Raw genomic sequence first — 17,451 nt, 5'->3', positions numbered from 1 at the left:
TCACGAGGTCACTCGATCGGCAGCTTGCTCAGGTTCGCGCTGATCTTCTGCAGCGTGCGGAGCAGATGGGCGATGTCGCGGTCGCTCACCCCGTCCATCGCGCGGGTGAACTGGCGGCCGACGATCGGGGTCAGCTTGCGCAGGGTCTGCTGGCCGGCCGGGGTCAGCGTCACTTCGGTGATGCGGTTGTCCTCGGGGTTCGGCTCGGTGGTGACGAGGCCCTGCTCGACCATCCGGTCGATGATCCGGCTGATCGTCGAGCGCTTGGTCAGCGCCGCCTCGGCAATCGCGCCGATGCTGGCCGGCTGGCGCTCGCGCAGCACGGTCATCACCCGGTAGATCGGCTTGGACACGCCATGCTTGTGCAGCACGATGTCCATGTCCTCGTGATATTTGAAGTCGGCGTGCGCCATCAGGTAGAATGGCGAGTTTTCCAGGCGAAAATTGGGACTGCTCGGGTCGTAGACGGTGCGATTGTCCATCAGGTCCTCTGCCGCTCTTGTGGTTCTCTTAAGCGCACTCGTGGCCATGTTTCCCTCAATCTTTCCGCAGGATCAAGACGTTGCGCCGGGCCGGACGGTGCATGCAGACGGGTTAGTCGAAAACATATGCATTTGCACCTATCAATATGCATTCCCGCCCGAACGGGCCGCTAGCGGCTTGCCCGCCCGGCCTTGCAGGCGGGACGGCGGCAGGATTCGGTCCTGATCCTTTTCGGAGCGCCCCATGCCGATCGATCGGCAAAATATCAACGATAATCGCGTGATTATTGTTCCATTTCCGTTGTGGTCCTGTCACGTTCCCCATGAGGAAATCATGGGAGAACCACCTTGTCGTTCAAGCCTTTGCGCCGGCTGGCCCTGCCGCTCGCGATCCTGCCGCTGCTCGCCGCGCTGCCCGCACAGGGCCAGGAGGCCAAGCGCCGCTGGGATCAGATGTGCCAGATCCGCAAGGACAAGCTCGACCTGATCCTGCCCGAGGTGATGCGCGAGAACCGCATCGATATGTGGATCGTCGCCTCGCGCGAAGGGCATGACGATCCCAATGCCGGGCTGCTCGGCGGCGGCTATGTCGGCGATATCGGCTATTATGTCTTCACCGATCGCACCGGCAGCGGCCGGATCGAGCGCGCCGCGATGGGGATCGGCGGGGCAGGGTTCGATCAATGCCCGATCTATGACCTGAAAGTCTCGCCCGCCGAGCTGCGCAAGTTCGTCGAGGCGCGCGATCCGAAGCGGATCGGCATCAATGTCGCCTCCGAGATCGGCACCGCCGACGGGCTCAGCCATTCGCTGCATGGAAAGCTGGTCGAGACGCTCGGCCCGCTGCTGGCCGGGCGGCTGGTCCCGGCCGAGAAGCTGGTTTCCGACTTCCGCGCCCGTCACTCCGTCAATGAGATCGCTGCCTTCACCAGGACCGGGGAGTATTCGCGCACCATCCTGGAGCGCGCGCTTTCCAACGAAGTGATCCTGCCCGGTCACACTACCACCGGCGATGTCGCCTGGTGGATGATGGAGCAACTCCACAAGGAGGGGCTGGGCAGCAGCTTCGGCTTGCCGAGCATCTATATCCTCGGCCCCGGCGAACGCGGGCCGGTCTCGGGCGATCATGTCATCCAGCCGGGCGACCTGATCACCGTCGACTGGGGCGTGAATTACCTGTTCTACTACACCGACATGAAGCGCATGGCCTATGTACTCAAGCCCGGCGAGAACGCGGCGCCGGCCGGCGTGCAGCGTGCCTATGACAAGGCGCAGGACATCCGCCGGATGATCCTCGACGTGATCCGCCCTGGCGTCACCGCGGGCGATGCGCTGGCCGCGGTCAACAAGCGGGTGGCGGAAACGCCGGGGCTGGTGCTCGGTCGCTATGATGATCCCAGCAAGGACATGAAGGTCTCCGACGTGGTGATCGGCAGCCATTCGGTGGGCGATTGGGGTCACGGCTCGGGCCCGTCGATCGCCGACTTCAACCCGCTGCGCATGACCTATCAGCTGCGGTCGAGCAATTTCCTGTCGATCGAGCTGTTCCTCTACACGCAGGTGCCCGAATGGGGCCCGCGCAAGATCAAGATCCCGCTCGAGGACAATGGCGTGGTCACCGATCGCGGTTTCGAATGGGCCTATCCGCCCAACAGCCGCATCCTGCTGGTGAAGTGAGGGCAGGGCGTGCTTGCAATGTAGGATTTCGCGTGCTCGCCTCGGGCGGCTGGGCTTCTGGCCCGGCCGCCTGAGGCTGTTGGCGAAATAGGATCACGCGCAGGCAACAATGTTGCGAGATGAATCGCGTTTCCGTCGAGAAGGTCAAAATTGCGGGCCGAAAAACCCGCTCTTGGCCTGTACTTCGTGTACTTTCGCGAGTTGCGCCCGGCCCGCTGCAGGAAGCGAGCCGGGACCGGATCAGAAGGCGGCGATGCCGGTGATCGCGCGGCCCAGGATCAGGGCATGCACGTCATGCGTGCCCTCATAGGTGTTGACCGTCTCGAGGTTCATCAGGTGGCGCATCACCTGGAACTCGCCCGAGATGCCGTTGCCGCCATGCATGTCCCGCGCGGCCCGGGCGATGTCGAGCGCCTTGCCGACATTGTTGCGCTTTACGATCGAGATCATCTCCGGCGCGAACCGGCCCGCGTCGATCAGCCGCCCGACGCGCAGCGAGGCCTGCAGGCCGAGCGCGATCTCGGTCTCCATGTCGGCCAGCTTCTTCTGGAAGAGCTGGGTCGCGGCAAGCGGGCGGCCGAACTGGTGGCGGTCCAGCCCATATTGGCGGGCGGCGTGGAAGCAGAACTCGGCGGCGCCAAGAGCACCCCAGCTGATCCCGTAGCGGGCGCGGTTCAGGCAGGAGAAGGGGCCCTTGAGCCCCTCGACCTCGGGCAGCAGTGCGTCTTCCGGCACTTCGACATCGTCGAGCTGGATCATGCCGGTGATCGAGGCGCGCAGGCTCAATTTGCCTTCGATCTTCGGTGCCGAGAGGCCTTTGAGCCCCTTGTCGAGCACGAAGCCACGGATCGCCCCGCCATGTGCATCGGACTTGGCCCAGACGACGAAGACGTCGGCGATGGGGGCGTTGGAGATCCAGGTCTTGGCGCCGTTCAGCCGGTAGCCGCCGTCGATCTTCGTGGCGCGGGTGCGCATGCCGCCGGGGTCGGAGCCGGCATCGGGTTCGGTCAGGCCGAAGCAGCCGATCCACTCGCCGCTGGCGAGCTTCGGCAGGTACTTCTGCTTCTGGGCCTCGGAGCCGAAGGCGTGGATCGGGTACATGACCAGGCTCGACTGCACGCTCATCATCGAGCGGTAACCCGAGTCCACCCGCTCGACCTCGCGGGCGATCAGGCCATAGGCGACATAGGATGCGCCGACGCCGCCATAGGCCTCGGGCACCGTTGGCCCCAACAGCCCCAGCGCGCCCATCTCTCGGAAAATCTCGGGATCGGTCGTTTCCTTGTCGAAGGCCTCGATGACCCGCGGCGCGAGCTGCGCCTGCGCATAGTCGCGCGCGGTGTCGCGGATCATCCGCTCCTCGTCCTCCAGCTGCGCGTCGAGCAGCAGGGGATCGGCCCAGTCGAATTTCTGCATGTCAGGCTTTCCTCAGGCGGTGGGGACGACCGCGATCGTCTCGATCTCGACCTTGGCTTGGGCCTCGACCAGTGCGGCGACCTGAACCACGGCCATCGCCGGATAGTTGCGGCCGATCAGTTCGCGATAGGCGGCGCCGATCTCGGCGATCTGCGCGAGATATTCGTCGCGGCTGGTGACGTACCAGGTCATCCGGACGATATGCTCGGGGCCAGCTCCACCCTCGGCAAGGATCGCCAGCGTGTTGATCAGCACCTGGCGGAACTGCCCGGCGAGATCCGCCGAGACGAAGCGCTCTTCTTCGTCCCAGCCGACCACGCCGGCGGTGAACACCATCCGGCCACTGGCCGCGATGCCGTTGGCATAGCCGCGCGGGCGTTTCCAGCCGGGAGGGAGCAGGCTCTGATGGGCGGTCATTGGCATTCCGTTTCAAGGCGTTGGCGATATTCGGGCGGCCAGGGCTGCGAGGTGCCGCCGGCGAGCGCGATCAGCACCTGGGTAAGGCGGACGCTGAAGCGCGGCGCACCTTCGCAGGTCACCTCGACTTCGAGATCGATCGAGCTACGCCCGACCCGGGTGAGCTGCACGGTGAAGTCGAGCCGGTCGCCCAGTCTGCTTGGCGCGGTGAAGGTGGAGGCGAGGCTGACGGTAGGCAGGCCAAGCCCGCGGCCCATGTGCATCGCACGCCGGTTGTCGCCGAGCACCGCGGGGGTCCAGTCTTCCACCGCGGCGTCACACAGCTCGAGGCAGCGTGGGTAGAAGGCGATGCCCGCCGGGTCGCAGTGCGCGAAGCGCAGGGGGTAGGAGACGCGGAACATCAGCCCGCGCTCTGGGCGAGATGCTGGCGGGCGATGACGATCTTCTGCACCTCGGAGGCGCCCTCATAGATGCGCAGCGCCCGTACCTCCCGGTACAGCGCCTCGACGGGCGCGCCGACGGTGACGCCCAGGCCGCCGAAGATCTGCACGGCCTTGTCGATCACCTGCTGTGCGCTGTCGGTAGCGTGGAGCTTGGCCAGCGCCGCCTCGCGGGTGTTGCGCTGGCCCCGCACGTCGCGCAGCCAGCCGGCGCGGTAGATCAGCAGTGCGGCGGTATCGATGTCGAGCACCATCTCGGCGAGCTTCGACTGGGTCACCGGATTGTCGGCCAGCGTGCCATCGCCCAGCTTGCGGGTGCGGGCCCGCGCTGTCGCTTCGTCGAGCGCGCGGCGGGCAAAGCCCAGCGCCGCCGCGCCCACGGTGGTGCGGAAGATGTCGAGCGTCGCCATCGCCGCCGCGAAACCCCACCCGGCCTCGCCGAGCAGCGCGTCGGCGGGGAGCGCCATGTCGGTGAACTCCAGCGTGGCGAGCGGGTGCGGCGCGATCACTTCGATCCGCTCGGTGACGCGCAGGCCGGCCGTATCCGCATCGACGACAAAGGCGGAAATGCCCTTGGCGCCGGGTGCCTCGCCGGTGCGGGCGAAGAGGACGTAATAGTCCGCGATGCCGCCATTCGAGATATAGGTCTTTGCGCCGTTGACCCGCCAACCGTTGCCATGGCGCTCGGCCAGCGTCTCCATCGAGGCGACGTCGGAGCCCGAGCCCGGCTCGGTCAGCGCGAAGGCCGCGATCTTCTCGCCCCGCGCCACGGCGGGGAGATAGGCGGCCTTCTGCGCCTCGGTGCCGAACAGCGAGATCGTGCCCGATCCCAGCCCCTGCATCGCAAAGGCGAAGTCGGCCAGCCCCGAATGCCGCGCCAGCGTCTCGCGGATCAGTGCCAGCGAGCGGATGTCGAGCGTGTCGTGCACGCCGCCCCAGGCAGCCGGCACGCAGTAGCGCAGCCAGCCGCCGTCGCCGAGCGCGCGGACCAGCCGGCGGCATTCGGCGTCCACCTCCGCGCCGTGATGATCGGAGAGGTTGGCGATGCACCAGGTCTCCAGCGCATCGGCCAGCTGGCGGTGCCCGTCGTCGAGGAAGGGCCAGTCGAGGAAGCTGCGGTCGGCCATCAGTCGCCCTCGAACACGGGCGTACGCTTCTCGGCAAAAGCCTCGAAAGCGCGGCGGAAGTCCTTTGTTGCCATGCAGATTGCCTGGGCTTGCGCTTCCATTTCGATCGCTGTTTCGACGCTCACGGCCCATTCGGTGTTGAGCTGGGTCTTGGTGATACCGTGCGCGAAGGTCGGGCCGGCGGCGATGCCGCGCGCCAGTGCCTGCGCTTCGTCGAGCAGGCTCTCGGCCGGTACCAGCCGGTTGTGGAAGCCCCAGCGCTCGCCTTCCTCGGCGGACATCATCCGGCCGGTGTAGAGCAGGTCGGAGGCGCGGCCCTGGCCGATGATCCGCGGCAGGATCGCGCAGGCGCCCATGTCGCAGCCTGCGAGGCCGACGCGGGTGAACAAGAAGGCAGTCTTCGCCGCCGGCGTGGCGAGGCGCAGGTCCGATGCCATCGCCATGATCGCCCCGGCCCCCACGCAGATGCCGTCGATCGCCGCGACGATCGGCTGCGGGCAGGCACGCATCGCCTTGACCAGGTCGCCGGTCATCCGGGTGAAGGCGAGCAGCTCGGGCATCGCCATTTCGGTCAGCGGTCCGATGATCTCATGGACGTCTCCACCCGAGGAGAAATTGCCGCCGGCACCGGTGACCACCACTGCCTTGACCTGCGGCGTGTAGACGAGGTCGCGGAAGGTATCGCGCAGCTCGGCATAGCTTTCGAAGGTCAGCGGGTTCTTCCGTTCGGGCCGGTTGAGCGTGACCGTCGCCACACCCTCGCTAAAGGCCCAGCCGAAATGCTCCGGTGCGAAGCTGGTCGGATCCATGGTCATTCCTCTCCTTCCTCGGCGGCGAGCGAGTCCTTGAGCACGCCCAGAAGCTGGTGGAGCTGGCCGCGTTCCTCGCGGCCCAGTCCAGCCAGCATCGCTTCGATCCATTCGTGATGCGCCTCGGCCAGCCCGGCGAAGCATTCGCGCCCGAGCTGGGTCAGCCGCGCCACCGAGGAGCGGCCGTCGGTGGGCGAGGGGGCCAGGCTCACATAGCGATCGCGCACCAGCACCTGGACGACGCCGGTGACGTTGCCGTTCGAGACGAGCAGCGCCTGGGAAAGCTGGCCCATCGTCATCCCTTCCGGATGCCGGTCGAGCGCGGCCATCACGTCGAAGCGGGGCAGGGTGACGCCATATTGGTCGGCGAAGCGGCGCTTGAGGCGCTTTTCGATCACCGTGGTGCAGGTGAGCAGCCGCAGCCACAGCCGCACGCTGCCGCGATCGTCGAGCGCGCCGTCATGCTTCTCGCGGAGCGATGTGGCGCGGGTCACATCACTTCTCCGCCGGCGATCGGGATCGCCTGACCAGTCACCGATCCGCTGGCCGGCAGGCAGAGCCACACCGCCGCCGCGGCGACTTCCTCCGGCGTTATCAGCCGCTTCTGCGGATTATGCCTGGTGAGCTCGGCAAGCGCCTCGGCTTCGCTGCGGCCGGTGCGGCTGGTGATCGTCGCGACCGCCTTCGCCACGATATCGGTATCGGTGAAGCCGGGGCAGAGCGCGTTGGCGGTGAGCGGGGTCGCGGCGAACTCGGCGGCGAGCGCGCGCATCAGCCCAATCGCGCCATGCTTCGAGGCGACATAGGGCGCGGTATAGCCATAGCCCTTGAGCCCCGCAGTCGAGGCCACGGTGACGATCCGCCCGGCAGGCGCCGCGAGCAGGTCGGGCAGGGCCGCCTGGCAGCAATCGAACAGCGCATCGAGATTGGTCGCCATCGTCTTGCGCCACGCCTCGGCACTGACCTTGGCGAAGGGCGCGCTGGGCGCGATGCCGGCATTGTTGACCAGGATGCCGATCGGGCCATGCGCCGCCCGGGCGGCCTCGAACGCGACATCGATCGATGCGCGGTCGGTCACGTCGGCGGAGACTGCGATCGCGCCGGGGATAGTCGCGGCCACGGCTTCGAGCGCGTCGAGCCGGCGACCCAGCAACGTCAGCCGGGCACCCTCTTCGGCGAGTGCGCGCGCAATCGCGGCGCCGATCCCCGATCCGCCGCCGGTGACGACTGCATGAATGTCCTTGAGGCGCATCGGCGTCAGCTCCGGAGTGCCGCGCCGGTCTCGGCGGCACGTTGCAGGTTGCGGGCGAGCTGGCTCATCCCGCCAAGATATTGGGGCGGCACGCGTACCCCGCGATAGCCGTGCTGGGCGGCGGCGCGCAGCGTCCACATCGGATCGACCATATGCGGCCGCCCGATCGCCACCAGGTCGGCGCGGCCGGCGGCGAGGATCGAGTTGGCGTGGTCGGTCTCGAAGATATTGCCTACCGCCATGGTCGAGACGCGCGCCTCGTTGCGGATCTTGTCGGCAAAGGGCGTCTGGAACATGCGGCCATAGACCGGCTTGCACTCGGCCCAGGTCTGGCCGGCCGAGACGTCGATCAGATCGGCACCGGCTTCGCTGAAGGCGCGGGCGATCTCCACGGCCTCCTCGGGCGTGACGCCCTGGTCGCCCATCCAGTCGGTTGCAGAGATGCGGACCGACATCGGCCGTTCGGCGGGCCAGGCGGCGCGCATCGCCGCGAACACCTCGAGTGGATAGCGCAGCCGGTTCTCCAGGCTGCCGCCATAGTCGTCGGTGCGGGTGTTCTGCAGCGGCGTGATGAAGCTCGAGAGCAGGTATCCGTGGGCGGCGTGCAGCTCGATCATGTCGAAGCCGGCATCGACTGCCATCCGCGCCGCCGCGACGAACTGGTCGCGCACCGCGTCCATGTCGGCGCGGGTCATCGGTCGGGGCGTCGCGTTGCCCGCGCTCCACGGCACGTCCGAGGCGGCGATCAGCGGCCAGTTTCCGCTGTCGAGCGGCTGGTCCATGCCTTCCCAGCCGATCTTCGTCGAGCCCTTGGCACCCGAATGGCCGAGCTGGAGGCAGATCTTCGCACCGCTGTTCGCATGGACGAAATCGGTGACCCGCCGCCACGCCGCGACATGCTCGGGCGCGTACATGCCCGGGCAGCCCGGCGTGATCCGCCCCTCGGGCGAGACGCAGGTCATCTCGGTATAGACGAGGCCGGCACCGCCCTGGGCGCGGGTGCCGTAATGGACGAGGTGGAAGTCGTTCGGCGTACCGTCCACCGCCGAGTACATCGCCATGGGCGAGACGACGACGCGGTTGTCCAGCGCCATCTCGCGCAGCCTGTAGGGCGCGAACATCGGCGGGACCGGCTTGTCGCCCTTGCCGCCCGGCGCCTGGGCCTGGAACCAGCGCTCCACGCCTTCCAGCCATTCCGGGTCGCGCAGGCGGAGGTTCTCATGGCTCACGCGCTGCGATCGGGTGAGCAGCGAATAGGCGAACTGGATCGGCGCGAAGGGCAGATAGCGGTCGAGCGTCTCGAACCATTCGGTCGAGTTGCGCGCGCTGTTCTGCAGCTTGAGCACTTCGACGCTGCGCTCGGCCTGGTATTCGGCCAGCGCCTGTTCGCGGCCGAGCCCGGGGCGGTTGAGCACTTCGGCGAGCTTGATCGCGTCCTCTAGCGCCAGCTTGGTGCCCGATCCGATCGAGAAATGCGCGGTGTGCGCCGCGTCGCCGAGCAGGATCAGCTTGTCGTACGACCAGCGCCCGGTGACGATCCGGCGGAAGTTGAGCCAGGCCGCCGAGCCGCGCAGATGCCCGGCGTTCGACATCAGCGCGTTGCCGTCGAGATACTTGCCGAACACCCGCTCGCTGAAGGCGATTGCATCGTCCTGGCCCGCCTGGTCGAGGCCGAGCGCGTGCCAGGTCTCCGGCGCCATCTCGACGATGAAGGTCGATAGGCTGTCGTCGAAGCGATAGGCGTGCGCCCAGACCCATCCTTCCGGGAGCTGTTCGAAGGCGAAGGTGAAGGCGTCGAACACCTTGTGCGTGCCGAGCCAGATATATTTGTTGCGGCGCGGCTGGATGTCGATGTCGAAATGCTCGGCATAGCGGTCGCGGATGCGGCTGTTGGCGCCGTCGGCGACGATGACCAGGTCATAATCCGCCCAGTCGGCCAGGTCGTCGCTTGCCTCATGCTCGAAATGGAGCTGCACCCCAAGGTCGCGGGCGCGCTGCTGCAGGATCGCCAGCAGCCGCTTGCGCCCGATGCCGATGAAGCCATGGCCGGAGGAGCGGATGCACTCGCCATGGATATGGACGTCGATATCGTCCCAATGCGCGAACTCGCCGCGGATCGTCTCGCCGCTGACGGGATCGTTGGCCATCAGGTTCTCGACCGTCTGGTCGGAGAAGACCACGCCCCAGCCGAACGTGTCGTCGGCGCGGTTGCGCTCGAAGACGTGGATGTCGTGGCTGCTGTCGCGCACCTTCATCGAGATGGCAAAATAGAGCCCCGCCGGCCCGCCGCCCACGCATGCGATCTTCATCGAGCAGTACTCCCTCGCGGCGACTCTGTCCGTGTCACCTAACGCTCGCAGCGTAGATATTTCAAGCCTGAAATTTCAAGCTTGAAATATCATATATCACGCAATTATTCACGGGTAATGGAGTCGAAAAGGGGTCGAGAATGAAGTGGCCGGCACAGCGCCTCACGGGCGGATCGAAGAAGAGCTTCGGCATGTATGACGAAGCGTCCAAGCTGGATGCGGCGGGGGTGGACCTGATCCATCTCGAGTTCGGCCGGCCGCATGCGGATACGCCGCTCCACATCAAGGAGGCCGCCAAGGCTGCGCTTGATGCTGGTATCGTCCATTACGGCGATTTCCGCGGCACGCTCTCCTTCCGCCAGTCGCTGGTGAAGAAGCTTACCGAGTTCAACAGGCTCGACTACGGCGTCGACGAGGTGCTGGTGTGCAACGGGCTTACCCATGCCTCGTTCGCCGCCTTCATGGCCGCGATCGATCCGGGCGACGAAGTGATCCTGCTTGATCCCTATTACCCCCAGCATATCGGCAAGACCGAGCTGGCGGGCGGCAAGGTGGTGATCGCCGGGCTCGACAAGGCCGACAATTTCGCGATCTCGAAGGAAAAGATCGAAGCGAAGATCACCGATCGCACCCGGATGATCGTGCTGGTCAACCCGGCCAATCCGACCGGCCGCGTCTATAGTCGCGAGGAGCTGCAGCAGGTCGCCGACCTGGCGATCGCGCATGACCTGCTGGTGCTGTCGGACGAAGTCTATGAGTACATCACCTATGGCAAGGCGGAGCATGTCAGCATCGCCAGCCTGCCGGGCATGCGGGAGCGGACGATCACCTGCTTCGCCTTCACCAAGGCCTATTCGATGGACGGCTGGCGGATCGGTTACCTGACCGCGGATGCGAAGCTGATGCCCGCGATCATGCGCATCACCATGACCGACGTGACCCACGTCAACGTCTTCATCCAGGAGGGCGCGCGTGCGGCGGTCGAGGGACCGCAGGATGCGATGCTGGCGATGGTCGAGGCCGATCGCCGCAAGCGCGACATCGTCGTCCAGGCGCTGAACCAGATGCCCGGGGTCACCTGCGCTGAGCCCGAAGGTACGATCTATGCCTTTCCGGACATCAGCGGCACCGGCCGTTCCTCGCAGGATCTCGCCATGGCGATCCTCAAGGAAGCGCATGTCGTGGTCGAATCCGGCAGCTTCTACGGGCCGGGCGGGGAAGGGCATCTGCGCGTCTGCTTCGGATCGGAGTCCGAGGCGCGGGTGACCGAAGCGATGGAGCGGCTGGCGCGGTTCTTCAACACGTTGTGATGGCACTCTCGTCATCCCGGCCTTGAGCCGGGATCCCGCTTGTTTCCGCAGCCAGAGGGAGCGGGATCCCGGCTCAAGGCCGGGGTGACGACAGGTTTCAATTCGAGGAGAAATGGGGATGAAGAAGCGTCTGGGTCTTGCCGCCGCCTTGCTGGCCTTGCCGGCGCTTCCGATCCCCCTTGCACCGCCCGCTTCTGCTCAGGCGGAAGCTCCAGCGGCACAGGGCTATGACGCCCTGCTCGCGCTCTACAAGGAATTCCGCGCCTTCGTGCCGCCGCCGATGGTCAAGGGCGTGCCCGACTATTCGCCAGCGACGATGGCGCGCCACTATGCCGAGCTCCAGCGCTTCGAGGCGCGGCTGGCGGCGATCGACGACAGCAAATGGCCGGTCCCGCAGCGCGTCGATTACATGGTCGTCCTCGCCGAGATGCGCGGGCTCGAGTTCCAGCACCGGGTGATGCAGCCATGGAAGCGTGATCCGGCCTTCTACAGCACCACCAATCTCGGCTTCGGGCCGAAGATGCACGGCGCCATAGCCATCCCGAAGCTGCCGATCGCCAGGGACAAGGCCGAGGTGCTGGCGGCGAAGCTCAACGCGGTGCCGGAAGCCCTGCGCCAGGCGCGGGCGAACCTCACCGATGCGCGGGGCGATCTCGCAAGGTTGGCGATCGTGCAGAAGCAGGTCGAGGTGAACGTCTATGGCGAGCTGGCCGCCCAGGCGGCGAAGCTTCAGCCTTCGCTCGTCGCGCCGGCGAAGCGCGCCCAGGCCGCGGCGGCCGAGTTCAAGGCCTGGCTCGAAAGCATCGAGGCCACCTTGCCTGCATATGGCGGTGTGGGGGCCGAGAACTATGCCTGGTATCTCAAGCACGTCCTCCTGCTGCCCTATACGCCTGAAGAGGTCCGGGTGATCGGCGAGCGCGAATATCAACGCCAGCTCGCCTTCCTGAAGATCGAGGAGCATCGCAACCGCGCCATCCCGATGCCCGAGCCGGTCAAGACCCGCGCCGAGTTCGATGCCAAGCGCAAGGTAGAGGACGAGGACCTGCTCCGGTTCCTCCGCGACGGCGATTGGGTGACCATCCCGGACTATGTGAAGCATGACCCGGAGGAGGGGCCGTACCAGTTCCCCTTCGAGAAGGATCCGTCAAAGCCGGGCCTGTTCGATCCGCCCCAGCACCTCCACTTCTTCTTTCAGGCAGAGTTCCGCGATGGCCGCCCGCTGCGCGCGCACAACCTGCCCGGCCATGCCTTTGATGCACTGCAGGCGGCGCGCGACACGCGACCGGTGCGCGGCCAGCCGCGGCTGTTCTTCGTCAACGGCCTGCGCAACGAGGGCTGGGCCTTCTATCTCGAGGAGTTCCTGATCCAGTCGGGCATGCTCGAGGGCCGCCCCAAGGCGCGCGAGATCGACTATATCCTCGGCGCGAAGCGCGCCGCGCGCATCCTGCCCGAGCTGAAGATGCAGGCGAACGAATGGACCTGGCGGCAAGCCAATGCCTCGCTGGTCTCTCGCACGCCCAAATGGATGGCTCCTGGGGATGCGGTCGCCCAGTTCGATATCGAACTCTACCTGCGCCAGCCCGGCTATGGCATCGGCTATTACATGGGCAAGGTCGAGCTGGAGAAGCTGCTCGCCGATGTCGCGATGCAGGAAGGTGACAAGTTCGACATCAAGTCGTTCCATGATCGCTTCCGTGCTGCCGGTTCGATCCCGATCTCGCTGATCCGCTGGGAAATGACGGGCAAGGACGACGAGGTCCGCGCCTTGCGATGACCAGCGAATGTGCTGCCGGGATGCGGCCCGGGCGGCATTTTCTCGGCGCTGGCCCGGCAGGAGCGATTTTTGTGACCGAAGTCTGGCTTGCCGTGCGCCGGGCATCGGCGCATGGAAGCCGCACGAACGGGACGAGGCATGGATTTCAGCGCAATTGCGGGACCGGGCGCCGGGCTGGCGCAGCAGCTTGCCGACAAGGGCTATGTGCATGTCGATGCCGCGGATTTCCGCGCGATGGCGCATGCCGCCGACCCGGGGGAATTCGCGCGCTTCGCGGCGAGCTGGGATGATCTCGCCCAGGACGAGTACATGGCGGATGGCGGCCGCTATCGCCGCCGGCGCTATGCCGCGTTCACCTTCCAGGGCGCACAGGCGCTGCGCAAGGCGCACCAGCCGCATTTCCAGAGCATCGACTATAACCCGCTGAACGGCGACACCCAGCGCTGGTTCGCGCCGGCTACCGATGCGCTGGTTGACCTTCCGATCACGCGCAACCTGTTTGCGCTGTGCACGCCGCTATTCTCGGCGCTCGATGGCGATCCCGAACAGCGCTGGGACGGTGAATTCCATCAGTTCCGGATCGAAGCGCTGGGCGGAGAGGCGGGCCAGCCCACGCCCGAGGGCATGCACCGCGACGGGGTGGACTGGGTGCTCGTCATGCTGGTCGACCGGCGCAACGTCGAAGCCGGCACCACGCACATCATCGACGAGGCAGGCCGTCGCGACAGCTTTACGCTGGTTACCCCGGGCGAGGCAGTATTGCTTGATGATCGCCGGATCCGGCACGGCGTTACCGCGATCCACGCGCTGGACCCGGCCCTTTCCGCTTGCCGGGATGTGCTGGTGGTTACCTGGCGCCGGGATTAGCCGCGCCTGTCGGAAGGAATGCCCGCTGCCGGGCCGCAACAACGAGGTGAAGTGGATGCAGACGAACGATACGCTCGATGAAGCTGTCGCCACCAAGAGCGGGACGGGGCGGTTCCAGCTGGAAATATCGGCCGGTGGTGCGCATTTCATGGCGGACGAACCAGTCGAGGTTGGCGGCCTCGGCGCCGGTCCCACCCCCTACCAACTGCTCGCCGCCGCGCTTGCTGCCTGCACGACAATGACGCTCCAGCTCTACGCCGATCGCAAGGGCTGGCCGGTGCGCGTGCATTGCACTGCGGTCGGGCATCGGCGCGAGGAGGGGCAGAACCCGCCGGACGTGTTCTCTCGCCGGATCAAGTTCGAAGGCGAGATCACGCCTGAGCAGCGTAGCCGGCTGCTGGAGATCGCCGATCGCTGTCCCGTGCACCGTACGCTCACCGAAGGCGTGCGGGTGCGTACTGCCGAGGCGCTGCCCGAGGCCGCGCCCGCCATTGCCCATATGGCGGACATGGAGGCGCTGATTGCCGTCGGTCGAGGGTCGTTCGACTTCACTGAATGACCCGCGCAAAAGAAGGGCGGCCCCAATGGAGCCGCCCGCAAGTTCAGGAGAGGATGCCCGGGGGAGGGCAAGGGAGAGCTTCGCCCGGAATCATGTGCTCCCGCCATTATACGATGATATGCATCTGCCCATGTCAGGCTCGCCGCGCTGTGTAACTTGGTTGACCATCTGGATAATACCTTGGGATAATCTGAGTGTTACTCAGGGTGTCTAATACTTTTGTAGCCTGATGCTCCCGGGATTTCGTCCCTAGCTCGCCTCCATCGATCACTGGCTGATCGGATTGAAAAGGAGGCTCATATGTTCAAGAAGTTCATCGCTCCCGCCATTGTGCTGGCATCCGTCGCAGTCGCGGCGCCCGCAATGGCGCAGGAAAGCGCTCCGTTCACCGGCGCCCGCGTTGCCGTCACCGGTGGCTGGACCGCGTCGATCACCGCGGCGAGGATGGTTCGGGTTTTGTCTATGGCGGCACTGCCGGCTACGACGTGGCGGTGGGTGATCTGCGCCTGGCGCCCGAAGCCGAAGTGACCGGCACCACCCAGAAGTCGTGCTTCACCCAGGCCAATGGCCGGCTGTGCGAGCGTGGCGACCGCGATTTCTATGTAGGCGGCCGCATCGGCTATGTCGCGGCGCCGCGGGTGCTGGTCTATGGCAAGGCGGGCTACACCAATGCCCGTTTCGGCGATCGTCTCACCAGCACCAACGCGGGTGCCGTCACTACGATCGAAAGCCATGACGATCGCTCGGGCTTCCGCCTCGGCGCCGGTGTCGAATATGATGTTACCCGGCAATTCTTCCTGACCAGCGAGTATCGCTACTCAAACTATTCCGGCGGCTTCTCGCGCAATCAGGTCCTGGGTGGCGTCGGGTTCCGTTTCTGACCCGCCGGTATCGAGGAAAGAAAAAGGGCGCGTCCGCAACCGGTCGCGCCCATCTTTTCGCTGGCCGGCGATCGCCCATGCGGGCGAAGCCGATAGTTTCTCTTGGCTAGTTGAGCAGGGCGGTGATGACGCCCTGGCCATTGCTCTGTCCGGGCATGCCGAGGAACAGATCGAAACTGCCCTTGGTCGCGTGCGACAGCTGGTAGGTCTTCTGGCCGGCGGGTATCTGGCCAAGCGCCATCTGGAAGGTCGCGAAGAAGCCCAAGTGCCGTGCCAGATTGGTGGGACGCGAGGCATCCACGATCTGCTCCAGGCTGGCGAGCGTGGCGGTAACCTTGCCGCTGGGCGTGGTGATCACGAAGGAGGAGCCGAGCAGTTTCTGCCAGTCGCTCATCTCGGATGCGGTCAGCACCGGCCCGCTCGGCGTTGCCTCCGCGACAGGCGTGACGACGCTGCCAGTGCTGGAACTGCCACCGCCACCGCTGCATCCGGCGACTCCGGCCCCGGCTGCAATCACACCCCCAACCACGAAGCTTCGACGCGAGCTGTAAGTCATTGTTTCCGCTTTTCTTGCGGCCAGGCCCGAGTGCGACGCTTTGCACGGACCTTTCCCCCGAGCGGCCTTCCTACCATTTCGGTGCGGATACTGCACTCGTGAATTATGGGGCACCGGCCCAACGCGGGATTGGCCAGACCGGCATGGCCTGCCTATAGCGGGAATGTCGCGCGCATGCGGCCTGGGAGGATTGACGACATGACGTTCGATGCCGCTTCGCCGGGGACCTCCGCGCCGCTCACGCTGGCTGATTTCGCGGACCGGGTCGGCGAGGCTTTCGTCATCGAAACCGAAGTCGGTGCGCAGCGGCTCGCACTCGCAAAGGTGCAGGAACTGCCCCAGGCGGCGCGCGAAGAGGGCGGTTTCCGTCTGGAGTTCCTCGGACCGTCCGAACCGCGACTCCCCCAGGCGATCTACGCCTTCCCGGTCGGGGATGCGATGCACGACATCTTCATCGTGCCGATCGGGTTCGATCCGGCGGGCGGCATCCGGTACGAGGCAGTCTTCTTCTAAGCCGGTTCGGAGGCACGCGGCGTGCCGAGCTCCATCAGCTCGTAAATGCCCTTGTCCTCGGTGACGACGAAGCCGAGACGCTGATAGAGGCGCCGCGCGGGATTGAATTTCTCGACATGGATCGAGACGCCCTTGCCCTGGCCGGCGGCCCATTCGATCAGGTCGCGCAATATCGCCTCGCCCAGGCCCTGACCGCGCGCCGCGGGCATCAGCGAAATGTCGACGATGCGCAGTTCGTGTGTCCACGCATCGACATAGAGCCTGCCGATCGCCGCACCATTCCGCTCGAGGATCAGCCGCTCGGCGTTGGGATAATAGGTAACGTAATGATGGTGCTGGGCGCTGTGCTGCTGGGTCAGGAACGCGCGCTTCTGTTCCGCCGGCCAGTCGCTCAGCGCCAGCTCTTCTTCCCGCGTGGAGAAGTAGAGTGCTTCGACAAAGCCGAAATCGCCCTCCACGAACGGCCGATACGACAGGTCGAAGCGCGCGGCGGCGTGGAGGGGCGGGGGCATGATCGCGCGTATACGGTCAGGAGCGGGGCGGGAACACGCCCTGCATCGCAATGCAGAAATAGAAGGTCAGATAGGGCTGCATATTGTTGTGCGGAGCGCTGCCACCGGCCGACGAGAGCGCCTGCGGCGACATGGTGACCAGGTTGGTGTTGGTCGTGGTCTGGTAGAGCGAACCGCCGGTGCTGGTGGAAAGCGAAACGCCGTTCGCAAGCGTCCCCTGGGTGGCATCCTCAACCGAAGCGCGCAGCGTATGCGTATGGTTCGGGATTTCCGACTCGAGCAGGGTCACCGTTTCGGTGCCGCTGATCTCGCCCAGATCGTGCAAGGACAGGCCGGGGCCTTGTCCCGGATGCATCGGCGCGCGGCCCTGCATGTCCGGGAGCGCGAAAGTGCTCTTGCCGTTGCCGCCATAGGTGGTGCCCAGCAGCGAGAAAAGTGCGGTGTTCTGTGAGAGCGGCAGCAACTGCCCGTCGCACCACGCCCAACCCCTGGGCGCGAAGTTGAACGGGAAGATACGGATCTCGGCGACAAAGGGATCGGCCATGGTGCG

At 65.9% G+C, this 17,451-nt stretch carries 20 protein-coding genes; 8 read left to right on the top strand and 12 right to left on the bottom strand.

What is annotated here, in order from left to right:
• Positions 1-8: 8 nt before the first annotated feature.
• Positions 9-482, bottom strand: a complete 474-nt coding sequence (locus AAHM44_RS08095; protein ID WP_184165226.1) for a MarR family winged helix-turn-helix transcriptional regulator — start codon at positions 480-482, stop codon at positions 9-11.
• Positions 483-830: 348 nt separating this feature from the next.
• Here AAHM44_RS08095 and AAHM44_RS08090 point away from each other — a divergent pair, with 348 nt between their 5' ends.
• Entirely contained in the window at positions 831-2,159 is a 1,329-nt protein-coding gene (locus AAHM44_RS08090; RefSeq protein ID WP_342249630.1) for a M24 family metallopeptidase, read from the top strand.
• Positions 2,160-2,399: 240 nt separating this feature from the next.
• On the opposite strand, the gene AAHM44_RS08085 is transcribed toward AAHM44_RS08090, so the two are convergent.
• The 8 genes from AAHM44_RS08085 to AAHM44_RS08050 are packed head-to-tail and all read right to left on the bottom strand — an operon-like array spanning position 2,400 to position 9,929.
• Complete coding sequence (locus AAHM44_RS08085; RefSeq protein WP_342249629.1) at positions 2,400-3,575, bottom strand: acyl-CoA dehydrogenase; 1,176 nt, start codon at positions 3,573-3,575, stop codon at positions 2,400-2,402.
• 12 nt (positions 3,576-3,587) lie between these two features.
• On the bottom strand, positions 3,588-3,992 hold the full coding sequence (locus AAHM44_RS08080; protein WP_342249628.1) for a RidA family protein: 405 nt from the start codon (positions 3,990-3,992) through the stop codon (positions 3,588-3,590).
• Positions 3,989-4,393, bottom strand: coding sequence for an acyl-CoA thioesterase (locus AAHM44_RS08075; protein ID WP_342249627.1), 405 nt, complete (start codon positions 4,391-4,393; stop codon positions 3,989-3,991). The genes AAHM44_RS08080 and AAHM44_RS08075 overlap by 4 nt, the downstream gene beginning before the upstream one ends.
• Entirely contained in the window at positions 4,393-5,559 is a 1,167-nt protein-coding gene (locus AAHM44_RS08070; RefSeq protein WP_342249626.1) for an acyl-CoA dehydrogenase family protein, read from the bottom strand. The genes AAHM44_RS08075 and AAHM44_RS08070 overlap by 1 nt, the downstream gene beginning before the upstream one ends.
• On the bottom strand, positions 5,559-6,374 hold the full coding sequence (locus tag AAHM44_RS08065; RefSeq protein ID WP_342249625.1) for an enoyl-CoA hydratase family protein: 816 nt from the start codon (positions 6,372-6,374) through the stop codon (positions 5,559-5,561). Before AAHM44_RS08065 ends, AAHM44_RS08070 begins: the two co-directional genes overlap by 1 nt.
• The gene (locus AAHM44_RS08060) at positions 6,371-6,862 is read right to left on the bottom strand and encodes a MarR family winged helix-turn-helix transcriptional regulator (protein WP_269575637.1); all 492 of its coding nucleotides are present in this window, start codon (positions 6,860-6,862) and stop codon (positions 6,371-6,373) included. The genes AAHM44_RS08065 and AAHM44_RS08060 overlap by 4 nt, the downstream gene beginning before the upstream one ends.
• Positions 6,859-7,620, bottom strand: coding sequence for an SDR family NAD(P)-dependent oxidoreductase (locus AAHM44_RS08055; RefSeq protein WP_342249624.1), 762 nt, complete (start codon positions 7,618-7,620; stop codon positions 6,859-6,861). The genes AAHM44_RS08060 and AAHM44_RS08055 overlap by 4 nt, the downstream gene beginning before the upstream one ends.
• A gap of 5 nt (positions 7,621-7,625) precedes the next feature.
• Positions 7,626-9,929 (bottom strand): bifunctional salicylyl-CoA 5-hydroxylase/oxidoreductase, encoded by a 2,304-nt coding sequence (locus tag AAHM44_RS08050; RefSeq protein ID WP_269575635.1) that lies wholly within the window; start codon positions 9,927-9,929, stop codon positions 7,626-7,628.
• A gap of 140 nt (positions 9,930-10,069) precedes the next feature.
• On the opposite strand from AAHM44_RS08050, the gene AAHM44_RS08045 reads away from it, so the two are divergent.
• The 6 genes from AAHM44_RS08045 (at position 10,070) to AAHM44_RS08020 (ending at position 15,320) form a co-directional block, all read left to right on the top strand.
• Positions 10,070-11,239 (top strand): pyridoxal phosphate-dependent aminotransferase, encoded by a 1,170-nt coding sequence (locus tag AAHM44_RS08045; RefSeq protein ID WP_342249623.1) that lies wholly within the window; start codon positions 10,070-10,072, stop codon positions 11,237-11,239.
• A 118-nt stretch (positions 11,240-11,357) separates the two neighbouring features.
• Entirely contained in the window at positions 11,358-13,013 is a 1,656-nt protein-coding gene (locus AAHM44_RS08040; protein ID WP_342249622.1) for a DUF885 family protein, read from the top strand.
• Between the two features lie 138 nt (positions 13,014-13,151).
• Complete coding sequence (locus tag AAHM44_RS08035) at positions 13,152-13,880, top strand: 2OG-Fe dioxygenase family protein (protein WP_342249621.1); 729 nt, start codon at positions 13,152-13,154, stop codon at positions 13,878-13,880.
• A 55-nt stretch (positions 13,881-13,935) separates the two neighbouring features.
• Positions 13,936-14,439: an OsmC family protein gene (locus AAHM44_RS08030; protein ID WP_269575631.1), complete on the top strand. Its 504-nt coding sequence runs from the start codon at positions 13,936-13,938 to the stop codon at positions 14,437-14,439.
• A gap of 300 nt (positions 14,440-14,739) precedes the next feature.
• Entirely contained in the window at positions 14,740-14,967 is a 228-nt protein-coding gene (locus tag AAHM44_RS08025) for a hypothetical protein (RefSeq protein WP_342249620.1), read from the top strand.
• The gene (locus tag AAHM44_RS08020; RefSeq protein ID WP_342249619.1) at positions 14,931-15,320 is read left to right on the top strand and encodes an outer membrane protein; all 390 of its coding nucleotides are present in this window, start codon (positions 14,931-14,933) and stop codon (positions 15,318-15,320) included. Before AAHM44_RS08025 ends, AAHM44_RS08020 begins: the two co-directional genes overlap by 37 nt.
• 106 nt (positions 15,321-15,426) lie before the next feature.
• Here the strand turns inward: AAHM44_RS08020 and AAHM44_RS08015 are convergent, their stop codons facing one another.
• Complete coding sequence (locus tag AAHM44_RS08015; RefSeq protein ID WP_342249618.1) at positions 15,427-15,876, bottom strand: DUF6916 family protein; 450 nt, start codon at positions 15,874-15,876, stop codon at positions 15,427-15,429.
• Between the two features lie 198 nt (positions 15,877-16,074).
• Here AAHM44_RS08015 and AAHM44_RS08010 point away from each other — a divergent pair, with 198 nt between their 5' ends.
• Entirely contained in the window at positions 16,075-16,389 is a 315-nt protein-coding gene (locus AAHM44_RS08010) for a DUF6916 family protein (RefSeq protein WP_269575628.1), read from the top strand.
• Here the strand turns inward: AAHM44_RS08010 and AAHM44_RS08005 are convergent.
• Together AAHM44_RS08005 and AAHM44_RS08000 are read right to left on the bottom strand one after the other, a co-directional pair.
• Positions 16,386-16,901, bottom strand: a complete 516-nt coding sequence (locus AAHM44_RS08005; protein WP_269575627.1) for a GNAT family N-acetyltransferase — start codon at positions 16,899-16,901, stop codon at positions 16,386-16,388. The two genes, AAHM44_RS08010 and AAHM44_RS08005, sit on opposite strands and share 4 nt — an antisense overlap.
• A gap of 16 nt (positions 16,902-16,917) precedes the next feature.
• A complete protein-coding gene (locus tag AAHM44_RS08000) occupies positions 16,918-17,445 on the bottom strand; it encodes a phage tail protein (protein ID WP_342249617.1) in 528 nt (175 codons plus the stop codon).
• Positions 17,446-17,451 lie beyond the last annotated feature (6 nt).

This window comes from Sphingomonas sp. OTU376, from assembly GCF_038440415.1.
GTDB lineage: Bacteria > Pseudomonadota > Alphaproteobacteria > Sphingomonadales > Sphingomonadaceae > Sphingomonas > Sphingomonas kyeonggiensis_A.
This window is presented reverse-complemented; position numbering and strand designations above follow the sequence as displayed.

Bases quoted from the DNA above. Each gene is read 5' to 3' on its own strand.
- AAHM44_RS08085 (WP_342249629.1), bottom strand. From the start codon at position 3,575: ATGCAGAAATTCGACTGGGCCGATCCCCTGCTGCTCGACGCGCAGCTG.
- AAHM44_RS08050 (WP_269575635.1), bottom strand. From the start codon at position 9,929: ATGAAGATCGCATGCGTGGGCGGCGGGCCGGCGGGGCTCTATTTTGCC.
- AAHM44_RS08015 (WP_342249618.1), bottom strand. From the start codon at position 15,876: ATGACTTACAGCTCGCGTCGAAGCTTCGTGGTTGGGGGTGTGATTGCA.
- AAHM44_RS08005 (WP_269575627.1), bottom strand. From the start codon at position 16,901: ATGCCCCCGCCCCTCCACGCCGCCGCGCGCTTCGACCTGTCGTATCGG.
- AAHM44_RS08095 (WP_184165226.1), bottom strand. From the start codon at position 482: ATGGACAATCGCACCGTCTACGACCCGAGCAGTCCCAATTTTCGCCTG.
- AAHM44_RS08080 (WP_342249628.1), bottom strand. From the start codon at position 3,992: ATGACCGCCCATCAGAGCCTGCTCCCTCCCGGCTGGAAACGCCCGCGC.
- AAHM44_RS08000 (WP_342249617.1), bottom strand. From the start codon at position 17,445: ATGGCCGATCCCTTTGTCGCCGAGATCCGTATCTTCCCGTTCAACTTC.
- AAHM44_RS08045 (WP_342249623.1), top strand. From the start codon at position 10,070: ATGAAGTGGCCGGCACAGCGCCTCACGGGCGGATCGAAGAAGAGCTTC.
- AAHM44_RS08075 (WP_342249627.1), bottom strand. From the start codon at position 4,393: ATGTTCCGCGTCTCCTACCCCCTGCGCTTCGCGCACTGCGACCCGGCG.
- AAHM44_RS08010 (WP_269575628.1), top strand. From the start codon at position 16,075: ATGACGTTCGATGCCGCTTCGCCGGGGACCTCCGCGCCGCTCACGCTG.
- AAHM44_RS08065 (WP_342249625.1), bottom strand. From the start codon at position 6,374: ATGACCATGGATCCGACCAGCTTCGCACCGGAGCATTTCGGCTGGGCC.
- AAHM44_RS08070 (WP_342249626.1), bottom strand. From the start codon at position 5,559: ATGGCCGACCGCAGCTTCCTCGACTGGCCCTTCCTCGACGACGGGCAC.
- AAHM44_RS08055 (WP_342249624.1), bottom strand. From the start codon at position 7,620: ATGCGCCTCAAGGACATTCATGCAGTCGTCACCGGCGGCGGATCGGGG.
- AAHM44_RS08030 (WP_269575631.1), top strand. From the start codon at position 13,936: ATGCAGACGAACGATACGCTCGATGAAGCTGTCGCCACCAAGAGCGGG.
- AAHM44_RS08040 (WP_342249622.1), top strand. From the start codon at position 11,358: ATGAAGAAGCGTCTGGGTCTTGCCGCCGCCTTGCTGGCCTTGCCGGCG.
- AAHM44_RS08035 (WP_342249621.1), top strand. From the start codon at position 13,152: ATGGATTTCAGCGCAATTGCGGGACCGGGCGCCGGGCTGGCGCAGCAG.
- AAHM44_RS08025 (WP_342249620.1), top strand. From the start codon at position 14,740: ATGTTCAAGAAGTTCATCGCTCCCGCCATTGTGCTGGCATCCGTCGCA.